General features: G+C 43.2%; 19 protein-coding genes. 8 read left to right on the top strand and 11 right to left on the bottom strand.

Going from position 1 to position 24,217, the window contains the following annotated elements; genetic code table 11:
• Nucleotides 1–484: 484 nt before the first annotated feature.
• The 4 genes from typA to fabY all read left to right on the top strand — a co-directional run bounded on the left by typA (nt 485) and on the right by fabY (nt 4,838).
• A complete protein-coding gene (gene typA, locus ABLA85_RS00420; protein ID WP_367960376.1) occupies nt 485–2,308 on the top strand; it encodes a ribosome-dependent GTPase TypA in 1,824 nt (607 codons plus the stop codon).
• 248 nt (nt 2,309–2,556) lie between these two features.
• Entirely contained in the window at nt 2,557–3,174 is a 618-nt protein-coding gene (gene yihX, locus ABLA85_RS00415) for a glucose-1-phosphatase (RefSeq protein ID WP_367960374.1), read from the top strand.
• Nucleotides 3,175–3,307: 133 nt separating this feature from the next.
• Complete coding sequence (gene dtd / locus ABLA85_RS00410; protein ID WP_047683511.1) at nt 3,308–3,745, top strand: D-aminoacyl-tRNA deacylase; 438 nt, start codon at nt 3,308–3,310, stop codon at nt 3,743–3,745.
• A gap of 175 nt (nt 3,746–3,920) precedes the next feature.
• Nucleotides 3,921–4,838 carry a fatty acid biosynthesis protein FabY gene (gene fabY, locus ABLA85_RS00405; RefSeq protein WP_367960597.1) on the top strand — a complete coding sequence of 306 codons (918 nt, stop codon included), beginning with the start codon at nt 3,921–3,923 and terminating at the stop codon, nt 4,836–4,838.
• Between the two features lie 20 nt (nt 4,839–4,858).
• On the opposite strand, the gene ABLA85_RS00400 is transcribed toward fabY, so the two are convergent.
• Together ABLA85_RS00400 and ABLA85_RS00395 are read right to left on the bottom strand one after the other, a co-directional pair.
• Entirely contained in the window at nt 4,859–6,670 is a 1,812-nt protein-coding gene (locus tag ABLA85_RS00400) for an AsmA family protein (protein ID WP_367960372.1), read from the bottom strand.
• A 201-nt stretch (nt 6,671–6,871) separates the two neighbouring features.
• Nucleotides 6,872–8,263: an NCS2 family protein gene (locus tag ABLA85_RS00395; protein ID WP_367960370.1), complete on the bottom strand. Its 1,392-nt coding sequence runs from the start codon at nt 8,261–8,263 to the stop codon at nt 6,872–6,874.
• Nucleotides 8,264–8,504: 241 nt separating this feature from the next.
• Here ABLA85_RS00395 and gltS point away from each other — a divergent pair, with 241 nt between their 5' ends.
• Entirely contained in the window at nt 8,505–9,716 is a 1,212-nt protein-coding gene (gene gltS / locus ABLA85_RS00390) for a sodium/glutamate symporter (RefSeq protein ID WP_367960368.1), read from the top strand.
• A 101-nt stretch (nt 9,717–9,817) separates the two neighbouring features.
• Here gltS and recG read toward each other — a convergent pair whose 3' ends face one another.
• Genes recG through gmk form a run of 5 tightly spaced genes read right to left on the bottom strand, consistent with a single transcriptional unit; the run spans nt 9,818 to nt 15,718 of the window.
• A complete protein-coding gene (gene recG / locus ABLA85_RS00385; RefSeq protein ID WP_367960367.1) occupies nt 9,818–11,899 on the bottom strand; it encodes an ATP-dependent DNA helicase RecG in 2,082 nt (693 codons plus the stop codon).
• Nucleotides 11,900–11,921: 22 nt separating this feature from the next.
• Nucleotides 11,922–12,629: a tRNA (guanosine(18)-2'-O)-methyltransferase TrmH gene (gene trmH / locus ABLA85_RS00380; RefSeq protein WP_367960365.1), complete on the bottom strand. Its 708-nt coding sequence runs from the start codon at nt 12,627–12,629 to the stop codon at nt 11,922–11,924.
• A gap of 5 nt (nt 12,630–12,634) precedes the next feature.
• Nucleotides 12,635–14,746, bottom strand: coding sequence for a bifunctional GTP diphosphokinase/guanosine-3',5'-bis pyrophosphate 3'-pyrophosphohydrolase (gene spoT, locus ABLA85_RS00375; protein ID WP_367960363.1), 2,112 nt, complete (start codon nt 14,744–14,746; stop codon nt 12,635–12,637).
• Nucleotides 14,747–14,764: 18 nt separating this feature from the next.
• Nucleotides 14,765–15,040 (bottom strand): DNA-directed RNA polymerase subunit omega, encoded by a 276-nt coding sequence (gene rpoZ, locus ABLA85_RS00370; RefSeq protein ID WP_047683454.1) that lies wholly within the window; start codon nt 15,038–15,040, stop codon nt 14,765–14,767.
• A 54-nt stretch (nt 15,041–15,094) separates the two neighbouring features.
• Complete coding sequence (gmk, locus tag ABLA85_RS00365) at nt 15,095–15,718, bottom strand: guanylate kinase (RefSeq protein WP_367960361.1); 624 nt, start codon at nt 15,716–15,718, stop codon at nt 15,095–15,097.
• A 307-nt stretch (nt 15,719–16,025) separates the two neighbouring features.
• On the opposite strand from gmk, the gene ligB reads away from it, so the two are divergent.
• Entirely contained in the window at nt 16,026–17,792 is a 1,767-nt protein-coding gene (gene ligB, locus ABLA85_RS00360; protein ID WP_367960359.1) for an NAD-dependent DNA ligase LigB, read from the top strand.
• A 167-nt stretch (nt 17,793–17,959) separates the two neighbouring features.
• Here the strand turns inward: ligB and ABLA85_RS00355 are convergent, their stop codons facing one another.
• Nucleotides 17,960–18,577 carry a trimeric intracellular cation channel family protein gene (locus ABLA85_RS00355; RefSeq protein ID WP_340620126.1) on the bottom strand — a complete coding sequence of 206 codons (618 nt, stop codon included), beginning with the start codon at nt 18,575–18,577 and terminating at the stop codon, nt 17,960–17,962.
• Between the two features lie 134 nt (nt 18,578–18,711).
• Between ABLA85_RS00355 and ABLA85_RS00350 the strand changes: the two genes are divergently transcribed.
• On the top strand, nt 18,712–20,028 hold the full coding sequence (locus ABLA85_RS00350; RefSeq protein ID WP_367960357.1) for a DUF3748 domain-containing protein: 1,317 nt from the start codon (nt 18,712–18,714) through the stop codon (nt 20,026–20,028).
• Nucleotides 20,029–20,133: 105 nt separating this feature from the next.
• On the opposite strand, the gene ABLA85_RS00345 is transcribed toward ABLA85_RS00350, so the two are convergent.
• The 3 genes from ABLA85_RS00345 to ABLA85_RS00335 form a co-directional block, all read right to left on the bottom strand.
• Nucleotides 20,134–20,478 (bottom strand): YceK/YidQ family lipoprotein, encoded by a 345-nt coding sequence (locus ABLA85_RS00345; RefSeq protein ID WP_367960595.1) that lies wholly within the window; start codon nt 20,476–20,478, stop codon nt 20,134–20,136.
• A 692-nt stretch (nt 20,479–21,170) separates the two neighbouring features.
• Nucleotides 21,171–22,427, bottom strand: a complete 1,257-nt coding sequence (locus tag ABLA85_RS00340) for a valine--pyruvate transaminase (RefSeq protein ID WP_367960355.1) — start codon at nt 22,425–22,427, stop codon at nt 21,171–21,173.
• Nucleotides 22,428–22,489: 62 nt separating this feature from the next.
• A complete protein-coding gene (locus ABLA85_RS00335) occupies nt 22,490–23,098 on the bottom strand; it encodes a DNA-3-methyladenine glycosylase I (RefSeq protein WP_367960593.1) in 609 nt (202 codons plus the stop codon).
• A 206-nt stretch (nt 23,099–23,304) separates the two neighbouring features.
• On the opposite strand from ABLA85_RS00335, the gene glyQ reads away from it, so the two are divergent.
• A complete protein-coding gene (gene glyQ / locus ABLA85_RS00330) occupies nt 23,305–24,213 on the top strand; it encodes a glycine--tRNA ligase subunit alpha (RefSeq protein ID WP_038259344.1) in 909 nt (302 codons plus the stop codon).
• Nucleotides 24,214–24,217: the final 4 nt, after the last annotated feature.

Below are 24,217 nucleotides of genomic sequence, written 5' to 3'. Positions count from 1 at the left end.
CGTAGGCTGGACAAGGCGCAGGCTGCCTTATCTTAAGTGGCTGATAGCGTCTTTGTATACAGCCAATTTTTATTGCAATTTTCAATGCCAGAATACAATGCGAAAAGCGTGCCAACTTTTAAAAAACATTGAATCTAAATGTGTATATTTACAAACAGGTATAAAACTCAGCAAATGGATAAAAGCACACAGGGATAGTTAAGTCTATTTGCACTAAATAGGTGAAGAAAAAAGATAGTAATGCACTATTTTGGTGAAAATAAATAAGGTTAAGCCGTTGCAGATACTGTTATTATCACTTTAAGTGACACGTTTATATTCAGAAAATAGATAAACTTCAAAAGTGATGCACTTCACATTTATTTCACTCTGTAGCTATAACGTGTAAAATAGCACCATATTTGTGTTAAATGAGAGTAGCGTTGCGACTTGTCACGCTGTCTGTATTTAATATTTCTTCAAATAGCTAAAACGGTAAAAATACTTGTCAATTAATAACTTAAGAAATATTGCCATTATCGCTCACGTTGACCATGGCAAAACTACGCTGGTTGATAAACTCCTACAGCAATCCGGTACATTTGATGAGCGTACAGCGGCAACCGAGCGCGTGATGGATTCTAATGATCTGGAAAAAGAACGTGGTATCACCATTCTTGCAAAAAACACCGCTATTAAATGGAATGACTACCGTATCAATATCGTAGATACCCCAGGCCACGCTGACTTCGGTGGTGAAGTAGAGCGCGTGATGTCAATGGTCGACAGTGTTTTGCTGCTGGTAGATGCGATGGATGGCCCGATGCCGCAGACTCGCTTTGTCACTCAGAAAGCCTTCGCTCACGGTTTGAAGCCAATCGTAGTTATCAACAAAGTTGATCGTCCTGGTGCTCGCCCTGATTGGGTAGTCGATCAGGTATTCGACCTGTTCGTAAACCTTGGTGCAACTGATGAACAGTTGGATTTCCCTATTGTTTACGCATCTGCACTGATGGGGATTGCCGGTAACGACCACACAGATATGGCAGAGGATATGACTCCGTTGTATCAGGCAATCATTGAGCATGTTGAGCCGCCTAAAGTTGATCTTGATGGCCCATTCCAGATGCAGATTTCTCAGTTGGATTACAACAACTACGTTGGGGTTATTGGTATTGGTCGTATCAAGCGCGGAACAGTAAGACCAAACCAGAACATCACTATTATTGATAGTGAAGGTAAGGCGCGCAATGGTAAAGTGGGGAAAGTTTTCAGTCACCTGGGATTAGATCGCATCGAATCTGACAAAGCGGAAGCAGGTGATATCATTGCGATTACTGGTCTGGGTGAACTGAACATCTCTGATACGCTGTGTGAGATTAATGCAGTTGAAGCTTTGCCAGCTTTGGCAGTTGATGAGCCTACCGTTAGTATGTTTTTCTGTGTTAACACCTCACCTTTCTGTGGACGTGAAGGTAAATATGTGACCTCGCGCCAAATTCTAGATCGTTTGAAAAAAGAGCTGGTTCATAACGTCGCACTGCGTGTTGAAGAAACTGAAGATCCAGACGCTTTCCGTGTATCTGGCCGTGGTGAGTTGCATCTCTCCGTCCTGATTGAGAATATGCGTCGTGAAGGTTTCGAATTGGCGGTTTCTCGTCCAAAGGTTATTTTCCGTGAAATTGATGGCCGTAAGCAGGAACCTTTCGAGCAGGTAACACTGGATATCGAAGAGCAGCATCAGGGGGATGTGATGCAGGCGCTTGGTGAACGTAAAGGTGAAATGCGTGATATGTTGCCAGATGGCAAAGGTCGCGTGCGTCTGGATTACGTGATCCCAAGCCGTGGTTTGATCGGTTTCCGTACTGAATTTATGACCATGACTTCCGGTACTGGTCTGCTGTACGCGACCTTCAGCCACTATGATGATATCCGTCCAGGTGAAATTGGTCGTCGCCAGAATGGGGTACTGATTTCCAATGGTCAGGGTAAAGCCGTTGCTTATGCTCTGTATGGCTTGCAGGAGCGTGGTAAATTGTTCCTTGGTCATGGTACAGAAGTTTATGAAGGTCAGATCATTGGTATCCATTCCCGTTCCAATGACCTGACCGTAAACTGCCTGACAGGTAAAAAACTGACTAACGTTCGTGCTTCTGGTACAGATGAAGCGACAACGCTGACTCCACACATCAAGAAAACATTGGAGCAAGCGCTGGAGTTCATTGATGATGACGAACTGGTTGAAGTTACACCACAATCAATTCGTCTGCGTAAACGTCATCTGACTGAAAATGATCGTCGTCGCGCAAGCCGTAGTAAAGAAGTTTAATTTCTTTTGAATAGCTTAGGGTGCTTTGGCACCCTGAGTTTTATCAGTGCTCTTCTGACCCTGACCAAACTCTTCTCCCTGTCGCTTACCTGCATTAGCCTGCTAGTATTACGATTTAGTTAAATTGCTAACTGTTTCAATGACGATTACTCGATAGCGTAATTTGTCTGTTCTTTGTCGTCTTACCCTTTTTTCTTGATTAAATTATGATAAAAGTACAAAACCATAAGCACCAGTCAGGAGGGATTATGCTGTACATTTTCGATATGGGTAATGTGATTATTGATATTGATTTTAAAAGAGTACTGGCTGTCTGGAGTAACTTAAGTGGTACACCATTGGCAACGTTGACGACCAAATTTACAATGGGAGAGGCTTTTGAAAAGTATGAATGCGGGCAAATCACGGATACAGAATTTGTTGAAGTGCTGTGTGATGAAATGGAAATCTCACTCAGCTTTGAACAATTCTCTGAAGGTTGGAATGCGATTTTCATTGGCGTCAGGCAGGAAGTCATTGAGTTAATGAATAAACTGAGGGAGCAGGGGCATAGAGTTGTTGTATTATCCAACACGAACTCTTTACATCTCCAGTACTGGTCACAACACTACCCTGAAATCACTGCATCGGCAGATTTCCTTTATCTGTCCCAAGACTTGGGAATGCGTAAACCAAATCAGGATATTTTTAAATATTTGCTTGAAAAAGAAGGTGTAGCTGCTGAGCAGGCAGTTTTTTTTGATGATGTTTTGGAACATATTGATGCAGCAAAAAAATTAGGTATCAATGCCATTCATGTGACTGACAGGAAAGTCATTCCTGATTATTTTAAAACACATGACTTCTCACTTCCCAAAGCAACATAGTATCTTTCACATAACCGTTCTCATGTAACTGTTTCACATAACAGTTAACAGGTTCTAAATGGGATGGCATCTTGGCAAGCAAGGTTCTATCCCTACAGGTTACTCTATCTTTTATGGATCACTCACAAGAAAAATGATTGCATTAATTCAACGTGTAACACAGGCAGAAGTTGTTGTTGAGGGTAAAACTGTTGGAGAAATTGAGCAGGGGCTGTTGGTTTTTCTAGGGGTTGAAAAAGAAGATGATCAACAAAAAGCTCAGCGTCTGTGTGACAAAGTAATGGGATATCGCGTGTTCAGCGATGAGTATGGGAAAATGAATCTGAATGTTCAGCAAGCTAATGGGAGCTTATTGGTTATTTCCCAATTTACCCTGGCTGCTGATACTCAAAAAGGTTTAAGACCGAGTTTTTCTGGTGGCGCTGAACCTCAAAAAGCTAACCAACTTTATCGCTATTTTGTTGAACAGTGCCGTGCAACTGGTATAAAAACAGAAATGGGGCAATTTGCTGCGGACATGAAAGTGAGTCTGACAAATGACGGGCCTGTGACTTTCTGGTTGCAAGTATGATGTTTACCCAATGGATTTCAGGATGCACTAAACAAAGCTGCAATTTGAAAGACACCGGGTATAAGTGCGTACTTTATATTCGGGAGCGATGAACATAACAAAATAAGATAACCATCGTTTTCTGTATGCATTTCCTTGACTACACATGACAACACGCAAAGAAGGGGCTGTTTCTATGTATCACCTCAGAGTACCTCAAACCGAACAAGAGCTGGAAACTTATTACCAATTTCGTTGGGAGATGCTGCGTAAGCCACTTCATCAACCGATTGGCTCAGAAAGAGATGCTTATGATTCGATGGCTCATCATCAAATGGTGGTGGATGAAATAGGCAAACCAGTTGCTGTTGGGCGTTTATATATCAATGCAGATAGTGAAGGTGCCATCCGTTTTCTGGCTGTTGACCCTAATGAACAGAAGAAAGGGTTAGGCACACTGATTGCAATGGCATTGGAATCTGTTGCCAGACAAGAAGGTGTAAAGCGGATTGTTTGCAGCGCACGTGAGGATGCCGTTGATTTCTTTAGTAAGTTGGGTTTTCAAAACCGGGGCCTTATTAATGGTGCTCAGTCGTCTCCTATTAATCACTTTTTGATGATTAAGCCGATTATGAGTCTTGATGATATTTTGCACCGCCCGGACTGGTGTGCGGAATTGCAACAGGCGTGGTACAAGCACATTCCCTTGAGTGAAAAAATGGGGCTGCGTATTACTCAATACACAGGGCAACGTTTTATTACCACAATGCCGGAAGCAGGTAACCAGAACCCTCACCATACTATTTTTGCAGGTAGCTTGTTTTCCCAATCAACATTAACAGCGTGGGGATTGATCTGGCTGTTATTGCAGGAACGTCAATTGGGGGGAGATATCATTCTGGTTGATGCGAATATTCGTTACCATAAACCAATTACTGGCCGCCCCAGTGCTGTTGCTGACCTCAACAATATGAGTGGTGATTTAGCCCGACTTGCACGTGGCAATAAAGCGCGTGTTAAGCTGGAAGTACAAGTAGGCGGTGAACTGGGTGTGGGTAGTGTGTTCACCGGTACTTACATTGTATTGCCTGCTGAACGGGCTTCTACAACCTGAGTCTGCTATAACCTGGACCGCTATAACCGAATAGTAGTACAGGTTTTAGCTGTTTCTGAGGTAGAACTGTTTGTGCTGTCTTTTTGTAATTGCTCTGTATGAGATTGCCCTGCTTCGTTAGATTGGTCTGCATAAGATTGTCCGGCAGGGCAGTTATTGGTTGAAATTATCCCTTGTTTAATCGATTGTGACTCTTTATTGGATGACCTGCCTTCAGTAACCAATGTGCCACTAATGGTATCTTTAATATTGTCAGTTGAGAGATCACCAGTGATAGCCAGTGAAAAATTGCCATCGCCATGCACATTGAGCGGTATCCAACCCCATTGTGGCAGAATACCCAAGTCCACATTCATTCCCTTGAAGTTGAGCTGAAAAGGTTTTTGAGAAGCTGACTGTTCAACCGTACCGTTAAATTGTAGTAATCCATCACCCGTAAAAGCATTTATTTTATCAACCACGACCCTGTTATCTGTAGCATGTAATTGTAGATAGGGACGAGCGATTTCTACTTTATTGAATGTTCCGCTGGCTGCTTGTAATGATGCTTGTCCATTCCATAGTCCCCAGTGACCATTTTTCAGGATATCCATAGCATCGATATAGCCTGATAGTGTGGTGAGCTGAAATGGAAAATCAGGATTCGCATCAATCAGGAGTGTATTGTTAATACTGACATTGTTTAATTTTAGTGCTGAAATCCATTCTGGTGCGGGATTTTTGATATAGTCATGCCATTTTGCTGGCAGGAAGTATATCAAGCCTGTCACTGAACTGTCGTTGAGGGTTAACTGGCGGCTCTGGCGATCCCATTGAGCTTTAACATTGAATAAACCTTTCTGGTAATGAGTTGTCAGATTGGCGATGGTAAAAATATCACCGGAAAAGCGTAACTTACCCAATACATCCCGGAACTGAGCATCATTGAAGGTCATATTCATGGCATTAAAATCAATCAAGCCATCTTCAGCCTGCCAACGCCCATTGACTAACCCCAGTCCTTTGATGGTTGTATCAAGATAATCGACAGACCAATCTTTCCCTTGTAGCTTGGCGTTAGTGAGATTGAGATCTTTAATGCGGATGGTCGGGAGTTTATGCGTTTTTTCTACAAGAGCAGCCAGTGACATTGGGGACTGCCAGCGTATGTCATTGATCAGGATATTATCCCAGTTCCAACTGCCATCAGGTAATTGTTGTCCGTTTCCAGAGATGAAACCTTTCAGAAACTCTGAACCAAAGGAGCTGATGGTCAGACTGTTATTCTGGTAGCTCCCCTGCATGACGACCTTATTAAACGGGAGCCCATTGATACTGATTGTACTGGCACTGAACTGGTACTGCCCCGAACCAAAAGGAGAGTTGGTATCAGGTATCCAGGGGGTGATGCCGCCGATAATATTTTTCCCCTGAATTTGCGAATGAGGGGTTGTTAACTGAATATCTATCTGATTCAGTTGTAAAATATCGGCTTTCAAAACCGGGGGAAACTGATTGCCTGACAGTACTAACTTACCTTGTTGTAATGTCAGCTTATGGAGATCTGTGAATTTGGGTAGGAATTGCCATTTGAGATCCAGATCCACCGTATTAGCATTGAGCGAGAAAGACCCCTGTTTATCGCTGATACTCACATTATTAAGCATCAGGGTCATAGGCCGGAGCCAACTGTGGTCGATATTTTCAATATTGACCTGATAATGGCCTTGCTTGTTGATCCACTGGCTTATTTTTTTGGCTCCCCAGTGTGTTTGGGCAACAAAATAAATAATGATAATTGCCAGAATCAGTAATAACAGTAGAGTAGCAACGCATTTCCCTAACCACTTCATGATCTCACCTCAATACGCTCATCCTGAAAAGAATCTCTTTTATGCCGTAAAACGGATCGCTACTCAATAGTCAACACTGAAAAAGCACGCATTCCGGCATGCTGGCAAGAAAATTGCGAAGAATATTGCAAAAGAATATGCGAAGAATTACACCAAAAAACTCCCGCTATAATGAGCGGGAGAAGAAGAGCCAGGCGAAAATTACGATGATTTTTCTTGAGGAAAAATCAGATTTAGGAGAATGGCTGTAAGCCCGCCAGCGGCAATGCCAGAAGAAAGCAGGTTTCTTACCCATTCAGGTGCATATTGTAAGATCAACGGTTGTTGAGAAACACCCAACCCCACAGCCAGTGACAAAGCGATGATTATAATGGCACGTCGATTTAACGGTTCACGGGAAACAATTCTGACACCAGATGCGGCAATCGTACCGAACATCACAATAGTCGCGCCACCTAATACTGGTTCAGGAATATGCTGTACAAAACTTGCTACTGCCGGGAACAGCCCTAATAGAATCAGCATGGAAGCAATAATGTAACCGACATAGCGGCTGGCAACACCAGTCAGTTGGATTACTCCATTATTCTGACCAAAGCAGGAATTCGGGAATGTATTAAATACGGCAGAAACCATCGAATTGAGACCATTTGCCAATACACCCCCCTTAATGCGCCTCATGTACAACGGGCCGCTGACAGGTTGCTCAGAAACATCTGACGTTGCTGTAATATCACCAATTGTCTCCAGTGACGTCACCATAAAAATCAGGACAAGCGGGATCAACAAATTCCAGTCAAAAGAGAGCCCGTAATACAGCGGAGAAGGAACAGTGATAATTGGTTTGTCTTCTGTTGTGGTTGAATGGGGTAGCATCTCCATATACCAAGCGACTAAATACCCTACTGTCATGGCAATAACCAGAGATGCAATCCGTAAATAGGGATTATGTTGGCGATTCAGCAGCACGATAATGGCAAGAACAGTGCCTGCCAGTAAAAGATTTTCAGGGGCACCAAACGTACCTTGTTGAATAGCGCTATAACCGCCGCCAATAGAAGTTAACCCAACCTGAATCAGTGACAGACCAATAATCATGACAACAATGCCGGAAACTAGAGGTGTGATGATTTTTCTGGCCAGATGCAGTATGCGGGAAAGAAATATCTCAGTGGTTGCTGCAAGCATCAACGTACCAAACAGGGCAGCCATCATTGTTGGAATATCGGCTCCTCCATTTTTCAGGGCCAGGCCACCCATGATAAGAGGAGCTACAAAATTAAAACTGGTTCCTTGAATGGAAAGCAAACCTGAGCCAATTGGCCCCCAGGAACGGATTTGGATAAGCGAGGCTAACCCTGAAGCAAACAAAGACATGCTGATAATGCGTTGTGTATCTTGTTCGGGAAGCCCAAGAGCCTGACAGATCAATATCGCTGGTGTGATGACAGCGACAAACATTGCCAGCAGATGCTGACAGGCGGCAAACAGAGCATGTGGAAGAGGTGGCTTATCTTCCAGACGGTAAATTAATTCACTACCCGATTTTTCGGGGGTTTCTAATGCTGAATGTTCGTGGGTTGAGGTAACCATGGTGTGGAGTTTCGAGTCAACAAAAAACATATTTTATTGATCTGGCTTATAAAAGCAATCGTTTGCGTGAGATTTTACCTAGGAGGTATAACTTTATTTCGTCACATTTTTAAATGTTTTATCTTGTGTTTATCAGTAATTTTTTTTCTAATCCAACCCTTACCTGCTCTTGGCGTTTTTATAGGATGATTATAACGTCGCATTAAATTCACATAATTTTAACAATAGATGGGGTACATAAATGTATCATTTGGATATTTATGGCACGCTCGTTGCGGCCACACTTGTTTTGCTATTGGGAAGAAAACTCGTACAGTCAATTTCATTTTTTGAAAAGTATACGATCCCGGAGCCGGTCGCAGGTGGCTTGCTGGTTGCTTTTGTTCTGCTGATAGTTAAACAGTCCACGGGTTGGGAAGTCGGCTTTGATTTATCCCTCAAAGATCCTCTTATGTTGGCATTCTTCGCTACTGTAGGCTTAAACGCTAACCTTGCCAGCCTGAAAGCAGGTGGGAGATCCTTGGCAATCTTTGTCGTTATCGTTGTGGGCTTACTGTTGGTGCAAAACACAGTAGGGATTGCATTGGCGAAAATACTTGGGCTTGATCCATTGATGGGGCTGTTGGCTGGTTCAATCACCCTTTCAGGAGGACACGGAACGGGCGCTGCTTGGGGTAAGGTATTTACTGAACGTTATGGTTTTGAGAATGCCACTGAAGTCGCAATGGCATGTGCAACATTTGGTTTAATACTGGGCGGCCTGATTGGTGGACCGGTTGCCCGTCTGTTGGTAAGAAATAACAAAACACCTGGCCTGGAAGCTGAAGATACTGAAGTTCCGACTGCGTTTGAAAAACCCTATACCGGCCGTTTAATTACACCACTAGTGATGCTTGAAACCATCGCTTTAATATCTATCTGTTTATTAGCGGGGAGCTATCTTGAAAAGGTTCTGGAAGGTACGCTCTTTTTGCCAACTTTTGTGTGTGTTCTGTTTACCGGAGTAATACTCAGTAATGGCTTGTCTTTGCTTGGTTTTTATCGGGTATTTGACCGGGCAGTGTCAGTGCTAGGTAACGTCAGTTTGTCTCTCTTCCTGGCAATGGCATTGATGAGTCTTAAATTGTGGCAACTGGCGTCCCTTGCGCTGCCGATGTTGGTGATACTTGCTATACAAACAGTGGTTATGGCTCTGTATGCTATTTTCGTCACTTACAGAGTAATGGGTAAAAATTATGATGCGGCAATATTGTCAGCCGGTCACTGTGGTTTTGGTTTGGGTGCCACACCAACGGCGATTGCGAATATGCAGGCGATTACTGACCGCTTCGGGCCATCTCATGTGGCGTTTTTGCTTGTACCGATGGTAGGTGCGTTCTTTATTGATATCGTTAACTCAGCCGTTATCAAGATTTATCTGTTATTACCGGTATTCCCATCTGTAGCAGGCTAACTTAACTCACCTTTGCTTTTGCCTGATATCTTGGCTAAAAATGCCGCTGAAATTATCAGCGGCATTTTTTTAATTATCTTATATGCATGATAGCTCATTGATTAAGCATGACTGTATTGCGAACGGTCGGACAGCCAGCGTTCAATCAGTGCCTTGGCATGTTCAGGATAGTGTTGATGGATATAATGGGCGATACGTTGCACTTCGGGGAGCATTCCCTGATCTCTTAATAAATCGGCAATCCTAAATTCGACGTTACCGGTCTGACGTGTACCAAGCAGTTCACCAGGTCCCCGAATCTCCAGATCTCTTTGGGCAATGACAAAACCATCATTACTATCCCGTAGGACTTGCAGACGTATTTTGGCTGTGTTGGTCAGTGGTGTTTTATAGAGCAGGACACAGTGGGAGGCGACAGATCCACGCCCGACGCGGCCACGGAGCTGATGTAACTGAGCCAGCCCTAGCCGTTCAGGATTGTCGATGATCATCAGGCTAGCGTTAGGGACATCCACACCGACTTCAATCACCGTGGTGGCAACCAATAACTGTAATTCACCTCGCTTGAAAGCCTCCATAATAGATTGCTTTTCCGCCGGTTTCATCCGCCCATGCACGAGGCCGATTTTCAGCTCAGGTAGCGCCAGGGTCAATTCTTCACTGGTAACTTGAGCAGCTTGTGCTTCTAGTATGTCGGAGTCTTCAATCAGGGTACATACCCAATAAGCCTGACGGCCTTCATCTAAACAAGCACTTTTAATACGCTGAATAATTTCATTCCGACGAGTATCAGGGATAGCGACAGTGGTTACAGGTGTCCGTCCAGGGGGAAGTTCATCAATAATGGAAGTATCTAAATCGGCATAAGCGGTCATTGCCAATGTTCGTGGAATAGGTGTTGCGGTCATGATCAATTGATGAGGATGAAACTCCTGTTCACGTCCTTTTTCCCAAAGAGCCAGACGTTGATGAACACCGAATCGGTGTTGTTCATCAATAATGACCAATGCCAGCCCGGCAAATTTAACTTGCTCCTGAAACATTGCGTGAGTACCGACGACCATACTTACCTGACCACTGGCAATGGCTTCTTGTTGCGCTTGGCGCGCCTTGCCTTTTTGCTTACCCGCAAGCCATCCTACTTGAATGCCAAGTGGCTCAAGCCACTGGCGAAATGTGTTGGCATGTTGCTCCGCAAGAAGTTCAGTCGGAGCCATTAAGGCAACCTGTTTACCGTGTACAATCGCTCGTATTGCAGCGAGTGCTGCCACCAGCGTTTTACCGGAACCGACATCACCTTGTATCAGCCGCATCATCGGGACATTTTTTTCCAGATCATGCTCTATTTCCCTTACTACACGTTCCTGTGCCCGTGTTGGCGAAAAAGGGAGCTGATCCAGTAATTGCTGTTTTAACGAATTATCTGCCGTGAGCGGTTGGGCATGGAAACGCTGAGCTCCGGCTCTGACCGCCAGCATACTTAAATGATGTGCCAGTAGTTCTTCCAGAATTAATCGGCGTTGTGCTGGATGTTTACCATTTTCCAAATCTGCCAGAGAAATATCTGGAGGTGGACGGTGCAGAGTACGCAGGGCATTGGGAAGGCTGATGATCTGCTGACTAAACTGATCTGGCAATAATTCATTAATTGCGCAAGTATCAAGCAATTCCAGAGCCTGTTCGATCAACTTACGTAGTGTGGTTTGGCGTACTCCCTCTGTCGTGGGATAGACAGGTGTTAATGTATTTTGCAATTGAATACGTTCAGCGTGTTGCTGGATTTTGTATTCTGGATGGATAATTTCGGCGCCTTGGGCGCCGCGGCGGATTTCACCATAAGCAATGACATGTTTGCCTTCTGCCAGACTGTTCTTCATGGCAGCAGTGAAATTAAAAAAACGCAGAGTTAATATGCCTGTTCCGTCGCTGATTTGACAGGTCATTATGCGCCGACGCCCAAACGTCACGTTGGTACGCAATATTTCACCCATCACCGTAGCATAAATACCGGGTAATACATCGTTAATGGCATACAGGCGGGTTTGATCTTCATAACGGAGAGGTAAATGCAATAATAAATCCTGTAGATTGACCAATCCCAACTTGGCAAGTTTAGTCACCTGATTGGTTCCAACACCATGTAAAGTGGTTAATGGGATGGCATCAAGTAATCGGCCTTTCATACCTATTCTCCGTCAGTGTGATTTATTTCCCTGTTGGTGGTGCTGTCGTTGCTTGCATTGTTGCCCACCAAGATTCACTTGCGATAATTTGCCCTTGTTTATCAATGAACGGTCGTTCCAACCCTTTACGATGTGCGACCGCCGCTAAAACAGGATACCCACCTTCAAACAGTAACTTTTGTTGCTCCTCTTCAGAGAGAGTACTTTCTTCCCGTTGATACATACCAGCGATTTGGCGTTGCCGTTGTGCTTCATACAGGATCAGAGCAGAGGCAACAGAGACATTCAGTGACTGAACCATACCTGCCATTGGAATGATAATGTCATGATCTGCCAACGCGATAGCCTGTTTGGAAATTCCTTTCTTTTCCTGCCCCATAATGATGCAGGTAGGTTTAGTGTAATCAATCTGACGGAAATCAGCCGCTTTATCAGAAAGATTGGTGGCTAATATCTGCATTCCGGCGGTTTTAAACTGGCTAATAGCATGTTCAATAGATGAGTGGGTTTCTACCTGAACCCAACTGTTACTACCTGCCGCAGAGGAGAGCTGAGTTCGTAACTGATGAGCAGACCAAATCGCATGGATTTGATGAATGCCAACTGCATCCGCAGAGCGAATAACTGCGGATACATTATGGGGTTTGTGTACTTCTTCTAAACAAATCGTCAGGTCAGGTTGACGCATTGCCATCATCTGACAAATACGTGCATAACGTTTAGGATTCATAACCTCTAGTTTCGGTTACGGCTGACTCGCAGTACATCCGGCATAACACGTATCTTACGCATGATATTTGCCAACTGGATACGGTCTTTGGCTGTCAGCCTGATGAAAGCACAATAAACGCGGCCATCTTTTTCCTCGGTATTCATGCTCTGGATGCTAGAATTTGCATCATTAATAGCTGCTGTCAGATTTGCCAGTGCTCCCTGATGGTTAAACATATCAACTTTAATTTCAGCGATGAAATCACTATTAACATCTTTATCCCACTCAACAGGCATGAATTTTTCCGGTTCTTTTTGATAACCACGGATATTACGGCAAGATTCGTGATGAATCACTAAACCTTTCCCCGGACTGATATGGGAAATAATCGGATCACCCGGAATCGGTCGACAACACTTAGCAAAGGTAATCAGGATGCCATCGGCACCTTTGATTGGCAGCTTACGGGATTGACTGCTATTACCATTCGGAATTTTTTCTGTAGCACCCAATAGATTATGAGCAACAACGACACTCATCGCATTACCTAATCCGATCTCTGCCAGCAGGTCATCAAGTGAAGCGAGTTTCACTCTTGCCAATTCTCTGTCGATATTTTCCTGTGGAATATCGTTAATTTTCAGTCCATTGCCAAGTGCATGATTGAGCAGACGCCGCCCCAGACTAACGGAATCATCCCGTTTAAGGTTTTTCAGTAACTGGCGTATTTTAGCGCGTGCTTTAGAGCTGACGACAAAATTCAGCCATGCTGCATTAGGGCGAGCGCTTGGGGCGGTAATGATTTCGACGGTTTGCCCACTGCTTAGGGTCTGAGATAGCGGGTAAGGCAGACGATCAACTCGAGCCCCGACACAAGCGTGACCAATATCTGTATGGACAGCATAAGCAAAGTCAACAGGTGTTGCACCTGCCGGTAATTCGACAATACGCCCTTCAGGAGTAAAAACGTAAATCTCATCAGGGAATAGATCAGATTTAACGCTTTCAATGAATTCAAAAGAGCTACCAGCACTCTGCTGGAGTTCCAGCAGGCTTTGCATCCAGCGTTGGGCTCGGACTTGCGCTGTAGTGCCCGATTCCCCTTGTTCTTTATAAGCCCAGTGTGCCGCAACCCCCATCTCTGCCATTTGATCCATGTCTTCTGTCCGGATCTGGACTTCAACAGGTACTCCGTGTGGACCGATTAGAGAGGTATGCAAGGATTGATAGCCGTTGGCTTTAGGAATGGCAATATAATCTTTCACCCTACCGGGACGGGGTTTATACAGACTGTGCATTTGCCCTAAAACACGATAACAGGTATCAAGGTTGTCGACGATGACACGGAATGCGTAAATATCCATAATGGAATGAAAACGCTGTTCTTTCAGGTGCATCTTGCGATAGATAGAGTAGAGATGTTTTTCCCGTCCATTGACGGTACATTGGATGCCCGCATCCGTTAATCTACCTTCAATTTCTGCCAGAATTTTCTGTATCATTTCCTTACGGTTGCCACGAGCAGCTTTAACAACCTCTTTAATCACCCGATAGCGGTTAGGATACAAGGCTTCAAAACCAAGCTCTTCCAGTTCTGTTTTCAGGTGATGGATCCCCAATCGATGGGCCAACGGACTGTAGATTTCCAACGTTTCCTTGGCGATGCGCCGCCGTTTATCAGGGCGCAGAGAACCAAGGGTTCGCATGTTATGAGTTCGGTCTGCCAGTTTGATCAGAATGACACGGATATCCTGTACCATTGCCATGATCATCTTGCGGAAGTTTTCGGCCTGAGCTTCCTTTTTATCACGAAAGTTCAGCTTGTCCAGTTTGGAGACACCTTCCACTAATCCGGCGACGATAGTGCCGAATAATTGCTCAATATCCTGAAATGTTGCTGGTGTATCTTCAATGACGTCATGCAGAAGTGCGGCCATAAGTGTTTCATGGTCAAGACGCATTTCAGCCAGAATACAAGCAACAGCGACGGGATGAGTGATATATGGCTCACCACTGGAGCGGGTTTGCCCTTCGTGGGCATCCCGTGCTACGACATAAGCCTGCTTTAATAGATCAATTTGATCTTCAGGCAAATATTTAAGTACAAGCTGGTTCAGACTTTCAAACAGGTACAAGGCAGACCTACCGTAAAATTAACGACGACCGTCGGCGATAGCAGAAACAGCTTTGATTTCTGCAGCTTCTTGCTCCTGCTGCTCTTGACGTTCACGAACATCAAGAATTTTATTATTGATAAGACCTTGCTCGATTTCACGCAGAGCGATAACAGTCATCTTATCGTTTTCTTCTGGAACAAGAGGATCTTTTCCACCGACTTGCAGTTGGCGTGCTCGGCGAGCAGCGACCAACACCAGGTCAAAACGGTTACCAATTTTTTCTACTGCGTCTTGAACAGTTACGCGTGCCATATGTGTGCTACTCCACAGATAAATAAGTGACTGGGCATAATACTGAAACTTAGTTCAGTCTGCCAATAATTTGCTGATTAACGCATCATGTCGTTGAGTCTGCCTTTCTAATCGCAGACGTTCGGAACGAATAATCGATTGTAAATCGGCCAGGGCTGTATTGAAATCATCATTGATAATGACATAGTCATACTCTCTATGATGTTCCATTTCTGCAACAGCCTGATACATTCGTTTGACGATGACTTCTTCGCTGTCCTGACCACGCCCCCGCAGACGGCGGAGTAATTCTTCCTTTGACGGAGGAAGAATGAAAATGCTACGGGACGCAGGCATTTTCTGACGGATTTGTTGCGCACCCTGCCAGTCAATATCAAGAAAAACGTCAACACCACTAGCGAGAGTATCTTCGATAATTTTGCGGGAAGTACCGTAATAGTTACCAAAAACACAGGCATGCTCCAAGAATTCATCATGGTTGATCATATTTTGGAATTCATCGACTGTGATGAAATAATAATGTTCACCATGATTTTCGCCAGGGCGTGTCGGACGAGTTGTATGTGAAACAGAAACCTGAGTGTCATACAAAGGCTGAGTTTTTAATAAAGCCTGAATAAGGCTTGATTTACCTGCTCCACTTGGGGCAGAAACAATATATAACGTTCCTTGACTCATGCTGATTTCTTGACTGATTGGGGTATTAATAAATGCAAGCGCAGGAAGATAAATCCCACATAGTATACACGGATACGCTAATCCATGCAGCGTTACAATACATGTCAACGGGCATTTCAACAAAATTTTTTCTTAACAAACAGATATTCAAGCAATATTTTGCGAAACAATTTCAGAAAAAATAAACGGTTGCAGAAATTGCACCATTATTTTTCGAAACACTTCGCAAACTCCTTTCTTCTATCTTGGCACAAGCCGAATTTCTTTTTATTCTCTGTTCGGGTTTAAGGACATATATGGAGCAAGGATGCTTAATTTTCTGATTATAATTTTGGTATTGCTGTTTGGAATGCCGATGGCATTAGCAGATTGCCCGGCTTGGTCAAAGGAAAAACTCCAGCTTGAAATAGAACGTTTGACACCACAGATAGCGAAATGGGATCACCTTTATCGTCAGCAGGGAATCAGTGAAATAGATGATGAGATTTATGATCAGCTATTGGAAACCTTAACGTTCTGGCAGGATTGTTTGAAGCAAAAACAAGACAATACCCTTGCTGTATCTGCTTTATCAAATAAGACAGTATCAGACAATGCTTTTGTGATAGATAAATCATTCTCGCTGGTGGTGCCACATAAGGTAGATCTAACTAGCGAAAAGCAGTTTCACCCCATCCAGCATACAGGCTTGCATAAATTAAAAGGAATAGAGGAAGTTCGCCGATGGTTACAAGGACGCTCAGCCGTTTGGGTACAGCCCAAAATTGATGGAGTTGCAGTTACGTTGGTTTATCAAAATGGTCTCTTGGTCGGATTAATCAGCAGGGGGAATGGTGCAGAAGGAACAGATTGGCTGGATAAAAGTGAATTTATTTCCAGTATTCCTAAACAGATAGAAAATGCACCAGATCATATGGTGTTACAAGGAGAGCTCTTTTGGCAACAGAATAACCATCGTCAATCTATTGCAGGTAGTCAGAACGCACGCAGTAAGGTAGCGGGGTTGATGATGCGTAAAACTCCTTCACCGGAACTTAGCCAAATAGGGATATTTATATGGAGCTGGCCGGATGGGCCAGATGATATGGCTGTTAAACTAGAGAAACTGACATCAATGGGATTTCCCATTACACAGCAATATAGCCATCAAATTTTCAGTGCAGAGAATGCGGAGGAAAAGTGGAAAATGTATTTTACTCATCCTCTCCCTTTTGCCACAGACGGTGTTGTTTTAAGGCAAGAAACCGAGCCTGCCGGCAGACAATGGCGGGCTGGTTCAAACAGTTGGTCGATTGCGTGGAAGTATCCTTTGCAACAGCAAGTTACAACAGTAAAAGAGGTTCAGTTCAAGATAGGTCGGACAGGAAAAATATCTGTTTTACTAGAGTTGGAAAAAGTGCAATTAGACGATAGACAGATCAATCGTGTTCATATTGGTTCAGTAAGACGTTGGCAGCAATGGGATGTTTATCCGGGAGATAAAGTGACCGTAACACTGGCGGGGCATGGCATACCAAAACTCGATAAAGTGGTATGGCGCATTGCGGAACGTCAGAATATTCAGCCTCCTAATATGCAGCAGTTTCATTCGCTCAGTTGTTTTGTATTGAATAACCAAGATTGCCAACAACAGTTTATTGCTCGTCTGACATGGATGGGAAAAAAGTTGAAAATGAAGGGTGTTGGACAAGGTATATGGGCTGCTTTAGTAAGGGATGGACGGGTAACACATCTGGCAGGCTGGTTGGCATTGAATAAGAAGCAACTTGCTGAAATACCTAATATTGGTTCTAAACGTGCGGAGCTAATTTTCACCCAATTCCAGCAGGCACAACGACAGCCAGTCTCATTATGGCGTGAAGCGATAGGGATGCCTTATGCCAATAGATTTATGGATGAAGTAAATCAGTACAGGGATGTACAATTATCAGAAATAAGAATCGGCAGTACTTTAACCGCAAAACAAAGAACAAAAATTGAGGAGTTTTTACAATACCCCGAAGTTAAAGAACTGGTTGAAGCATTAACTTTACAGGGAATTAATCTTAATGTGCATGGAATGGCTGGTGTATGACGTTGATTTAAATGCAGTGCCTTCACAGGAAGCGGTTTTTTTGCCGTAGTTCTCTTTGTAGGGAAGTCGGGAAATGTAGAACAGGAAAATGCAGAAAAGAAAACGGTAGGCAGGTAAACATGCAAGAGCGAAGGAGCAAGCATTTGCTCCAAACGCCCAGATGAATATCAATGGTCAGCACCATCATAATTGAAGATGGGTAATCCAAGACGATAGCGAATAGCAATCAAGCGGGCGGTTAGGCCTGCGATAAGGGTGATGATAATTACGCTGTTTGGATGCAGTGGAGTCTGTAATAACGCGATATATAACCAAGCAGCCGCAAAAGAGACACCAGCGTAAATCTCTTTTTGGAACACTAATGGAATGGTGTTACAAAACATATCGCGCAGTACTCCACCAAAAACACCGGTAATAACAGCGGCAATGGCGGCAATGACTGGGCTGTAGTGCATATCCAGTGCGATTTGTGCGCCAATAATTGAAAAAACAATTAAACCAATCGCATCAAGAATAAGAAATAAACGTCGAAGGTGTTTCATCATTGGGGCAACCCAAATGGTGACTACTGCGGCGCAGGCAACAGTCACAATGTATTCTGGGTTTTTAACCCAACCAAGTGGGTAGTGGCCCAGAATAATATCACGAACGGAACCACCACCAATGGCTGTTACAGAGGCAATAATAATTACGCCGAACACATCCATTTTTCGACGACCTGCGGCTAAAGCACCTGTCATGGCTTCAGCCGTGATACCAATGATATAAAGGACACTGAGTAGCATAAATTTAATTAAATGGAATATAACGTAAAATAAAGAATAATGCTGAAATAATAACGGCTCGATTGAAATTTTTTAGTTAAATTTTAATAGCATTAGTTTTTATTATCCGAAACCTCAAATATTAAGGTAGGAAAATGGTTTTTAAGGAACGCCAGATTACATTCGACAACCGTAGCCATCAGATAACTAATATAAATATCTGGACCCCTGATAGCCAGTGGTTAGTTTATGATGTACGTCCTAACGGGGCCGACTTTACTGGCTTAACGATAGAAAAAATTCATATAAATAATGGACAGACAGAGATTATTTATCAGGCAAAAGACGGTGCGCATGTCGGTGTTGTAACAGTTAATCCGCAGGAACCTGTTCGTTATGCGTTTATCCATGGCCCGGAAAATCCCGATGCTCACTGGCAATACGATTTTCATCATCGCCGTGGTGTGATTGTTTCCGATATTCAGCCAAATGTTACTGTTAATATTGATGCGTTGGACATTACCCCACCTTATACAGCCGGAGCCTTGCGTGGTGGTACACACGTGCATGTTTTTAGCCCTGATGGCAGTCGCTTAAGCTTTACCTATAACGACCATGTTATGCATGAGTTGGATCCTGCACTTGACTTACGTAATGTAGCGGTCGCTATTCCATTAAGAACGGTGATATCAGCCAAAAAACACCCAAGAGAATATGATGGTAGCTATTTTTCGGTGGTAGTGAGCCGCACTACAGCACATCCACGTCCTGGTAGTGATGAGATCAATCGTGCATATGAAGAAGAGTGGATTGGGCAGCAGGGTTATCTTAAAAAGAATGGACAATGGCAGCGTTGGGCTCTGGCTTTTATTGGTGATACATGCACTGAAAATGGTGAAAAGATCCCTGAAATTTACCTTGTTGACCTACCTGAGCATGATGAAGATTATGCAGTTGAAGGTGATCAGCCATTAACCGGAACGGAAACGACCTTACCTGCACCACCTGCGGGAGTGAAACAACAACGTTTAACGTTTACTCACCAGAATCGTTGGCCGGGTGTGGTCAATACTCCCCGGCATTGGTTAAGAACATCTCCAGATGGCAACAAAATTTGTTTTCTGATGAAAGATGATAAGGGAACTATCCAGTTATGGTATGTATCCCCAAAAGAGGGAGAACCAATACAGGTCACGCATAATGCACATGACATACAATCTGCATTTAACTGGGATAGCCGGGGCCGATTTATTGCTTTTGTCTGTGATAACAGTGTCATGCTCTGTGATAGCCAAAATGGTGAAGTTCAGCGGCTAACAGCACGTACTGACCTTGCCCCATGTGCTGATGCAATAGTGATCTCACCTGATGATCAATATGTTGCTTTTATGCGCGACATTAATGGCTATCGTCAGATCTTTATTGTTGAGACAGGCATCGTTGCACCATCTTTGCGCAATAACGATGCCTGAAAAAACATATGAAAACAATTTTCAGCACAGTGGGGACTGGTAGAGTTCGGATTGATAGAACAATGAAGCATCAGTCCGCACTATTTATTTATGGGCTTATGTTATTTATGGGCTTATGGGTTCATCTGATATCTGTTGTGTATGAGTTGAACTTTTTTCCAGTTTTTCAACACGAAGCTTAGGTGATTTTCTTGTTTGATCATGATTTGAGAAAGCATAATCATAAGGGAGCAAAAGAGTATCTAACAGGGCTGATAATGGTAGATCTACTGCGAGCAAAGGTTTCAGAAACCATCCCGTTTTATCATCTTTTAACATGTTAATATTAGCCTGTGCCCCAGAATAATATCCTTGATTGGGGCCACTATGTGTCATGATACTGGAACAGCCTGTAAGCAGAGACCATCCAAGTATAGTAGCGGATAATAGAAGCAGTTTACTGTTTTTCATCATTTCTATTCCATGAACCCAATGAGTTAATTTGCCGTATCCAAGTTCTTATATCTACTTTAACGTTACTTTTCCTAATCATAAAGATAACTCTATATGATTATTTACTATAGTCAGGTTATATTCAGTTTGCTATAGCGCTTATTGTTAAATGCAATAATTTTTTTCGTCAGAAGATTTTTAAATTTTTTTATATTTTTAATAAAAAGTAAGAACATATATAAATTATTACTTGTAAATCTATCAACATTATAAGCAATTACTCAAATGAATATTTTTCATTGCTTAGATTAGTCACTGAGTTTGAGGAAATAAGGTCTGGGCATTAGGTGTAGATGACTACTTTCTGTGAGATGTAAGGGATTGAAGACAATGTTAAATAATTAGGTATATGTGTTTGATTCATTAAATGTGTTTTAGATCACATAATACGTGGCAATTACCTTAATTTCACCTAGTAGAGGCAATTTAAAGTTAAAAAATCTTATCTATTCAGGCCATTAGATTTTTTATTTTCTGGTTAAATATGCCGAGTTCAGGGAAAGTGTATAAACAAGGATTGTTTTCCTTTCCTACTATGTGTGAAGAATTCTTTTGGGATTCTAATAACTACTGTCCTGTTCTCAGGTAAAAAGTCCTCGTTATCATTTTACTCCCTCACCTTAAATGAGGGAGCTTTTTTATTATTTTGATTAGCGATCTGTTTCTTTATGAGCGATTTCAATTTCTTCGGATAAAATTCGGACACCTTCTTCGATTTTCTCTAAATCAGGTACATAGTTCATACGCATACATTGATGGGCGTGAGGCCAGTTGTGCTCCAAGCCAGGGAAAAAGTAGTGGCCCGGCACCATCAACACTTTTCGTTTTTTTAATCGCTGATAAAGGACTTCTGTCGTAATAGGCAGATTTTTAAACCATAACCAGAGGAATATTGCTCCTTCTGGTTTATGAATAAGGCAGTGCTCTTCTGACATGTAACGGCGGATGATCTCAATGACGCGATCTACCCGTTTCTTATAAAATGGCTGAATAACATTCTGGGATAAACGGAACAGATCATTACGGCGGATCATTTCCAGCGTAATAGCAGAACCAACCCCGCCTGGTGCCAGACTAATAACGCCATTCATGTTACTGACAGCATGAATAATTTTCTCATTAGCAATGATGATTCCACAGCGAGTACCCGGTAGCCCCAGTTTCGATAGGCTCATGCATAAGATAATATTCGGATTCCAAAGAGGCGTTGCATTGCTGAATACAATACCAGGGAATGGTACACCGTAGGCATTATCGATCAGCAGAGGGATTTGGTGTTGCTGTGCCAACGCATCCAGGCGCAGTAATTCTTCATCGGTGATGACATTACCTGTTGGATTAGTTGGACGGGAAACACAGATCAAGTTGATATCTTCAGAAATATTCAGATGATCAAAATCAACCCGATATTTAAATTGGCCATTGGGTAGTAATTCAATATTGGGTTTATTGGCAACAAATAAACCTTCATCCAGGCCAGAATCCGAATAGCCAATATATTCCGGTGCAAGAGGAAACAGAACCCGTTTCATTGAACCATCTTCAGCACGTCCCGCTAATAAATTGAACAGGTAGAAGAAGGCGCTTTGGCTGCCATTAGTCAGGGCAATATTTTGTGGGTGGATTTCCCAACCAAGTTTTTCTTGTAATTCTTGAGCCAACGCTGCGATTAAGGTGTTTTTTCCTTGTGGCCCATCATAGTTGCACAGTGTTTCGGTCAATTGACCGTTTAACGCTAGATCTGTCAATAGTTGTTGGAAATAGTCATCCATTTCAGGAATATGAGCAGGATTACCACCACCTAGCATAATCGCGCCGGGTGTTCTCAAACCTTTGTTGAGATCATTCATCAGGAGAGTAATTCCTGAATCTTGCGTGAACTTGTTTCCGAATTGAGAGAATTTCATAACAGCAGCTATGTCTTTTTTGTAGGATAAGAGGACACCATACCCCGCACCTTATTATATTGTCACCTGTTTTTATGTATTGATTTCAGTTTTTCGGTTTTCAATTTTTCGACATTTTTAATTTTCCGACATAGACAGTTTGCGATGTGATCATCGACTAAACCCGCAGCCTGCATAAAGGCATAACAGGTAGTACTGCCGATAAATTTAAATCCGCGTTTTTTCAGTGCCTTTGAGAGTGCATCAGAATGCTCGGTTTTGACAGGCACTTCTGCCCGTGTTTTCCAGTGGTTAATTTGCGGATCGTTATCAACAAATTGCCAGATAAACTCACAGAAATCTTCTTTCTGTTCGGCCATTTTCAGGTAAGCACGAGCATTATGAATAATGGCATTGATTTTAGCGCGGTTGCGGACAATAGCAGGATCTTGCATCAATTTTTCGACATCATCTTCATCCATTTCAGCAATTTTGACAGGATCAAATTGATGGAAACATTTTCGATACCCCTCCCGTTTTTTCAGAATGGTGAGCCAGGATAAACCCGCTTGTTGCCCTTCAAGGCAAATCAATTCGAAAAGCTGTCGGCTGTCTTTTAGCGGTTTACCCCATTCATTGTCGTGATAAGCCAGATAATCAGGATCAGACGTAACCCAACCACAGCGAGTTATTTCCTTATTCATGAATTGCACGTCTCCACAGATAATGGTGAATAATTATGCTAATTTTAGCTGTATAAATATACAAATAAAGTGGCAAGGGTAAGATTTTTTTATACTGTGACAAAATTGGGCGTGATCAATGCTGTATATCTTACAGTCAGAAGGTATACTGAATGCTTTCGTTTAAATTCATATGTATCGCGTGCGAATTCAACATGCAAAAGTTTGATACCAAAACCTTTCAGGGGATCATCCTGACATTACAGGATTACTGGGCGCGTCAAGGCTGTACCATTGTCCAACCATTGGATATGGAAGTCGGCGCAGGAACTTCTCACCCTATAACCTGCTTGCGTGCTTTGGGGCCGGAGCCTATTGCCGCAGCTTATGTGCAACCATCCCGTCGTCCAACTGATGGGCGTTATGGTGAAAACCCAAATCGGCTCCAGCACTACTACCAGTTTCAGGTTATCATCAAGCCATCTCCAGATAATATCCAGGAGCTTTACCTGGGTTCCCTGAAAGAGTTGGGGCTTGATCCTACCGTTCATGATATCCGCTTTGTTGAAGATAACTGGGAAAACCCGACATTAGGTGCTTGGGGACTGGGTTGGGAAGTTTGGCTGAACGGCATGGAAGTAACTCAGTTCACTTACTTCCAACAGGTCGGTGGTCTTGAATGTAAACCAGTCACTGGCGAGATTACTTATGGTTTGGAACGTCTGGCTATGTACATTCAGGGTGTAGACAGTGTGTACGATCTGGTGTGGAGTGATGGTCCGTTGGGTAAAACCACGTATGGCGACATTTACCACCAGAACGAGGTTGAGCAGTCTACTTACAACTTTGAACATGCTGATGTCGATTTCCTGTTTACCTGCTTTGAGCAATACGAAAAAGAAGCGCAGGAATTACTGGCGTTGGAAACTCCACTGCCACTTCCTGCTTATGAGCGCATTCTAAAAGCGGGCCACACCTTCAACTTGTTGGATGCCCGTAAAGCGATTTCCGTGACTGAGCGTCAGCGTTATATTCTGCGCATCCGAACCCTGACCAAAGCAGTTGCTGAAGCTTATTATGCCTCCCGTGAGGCGCTTGGCTTCCCTATGTGTAACAGAAAATAAGAGG

It is taken from the genome of Xenorhabdus sp. SGI246 (genome assembly GCF_040838225.1).
Lineage (GTDB): Bacteria > Pseudomonadota > Gammaproteobacteria > Enterobacterales > Enterobacteriaceae > Xenorhabdus > Xenorhabdus indica.
The sequence above is the reverse complement of the archived record's forward strand: the minus strand, read 5'-3'. Positions and strand labels throughout refer to the sequence as shown.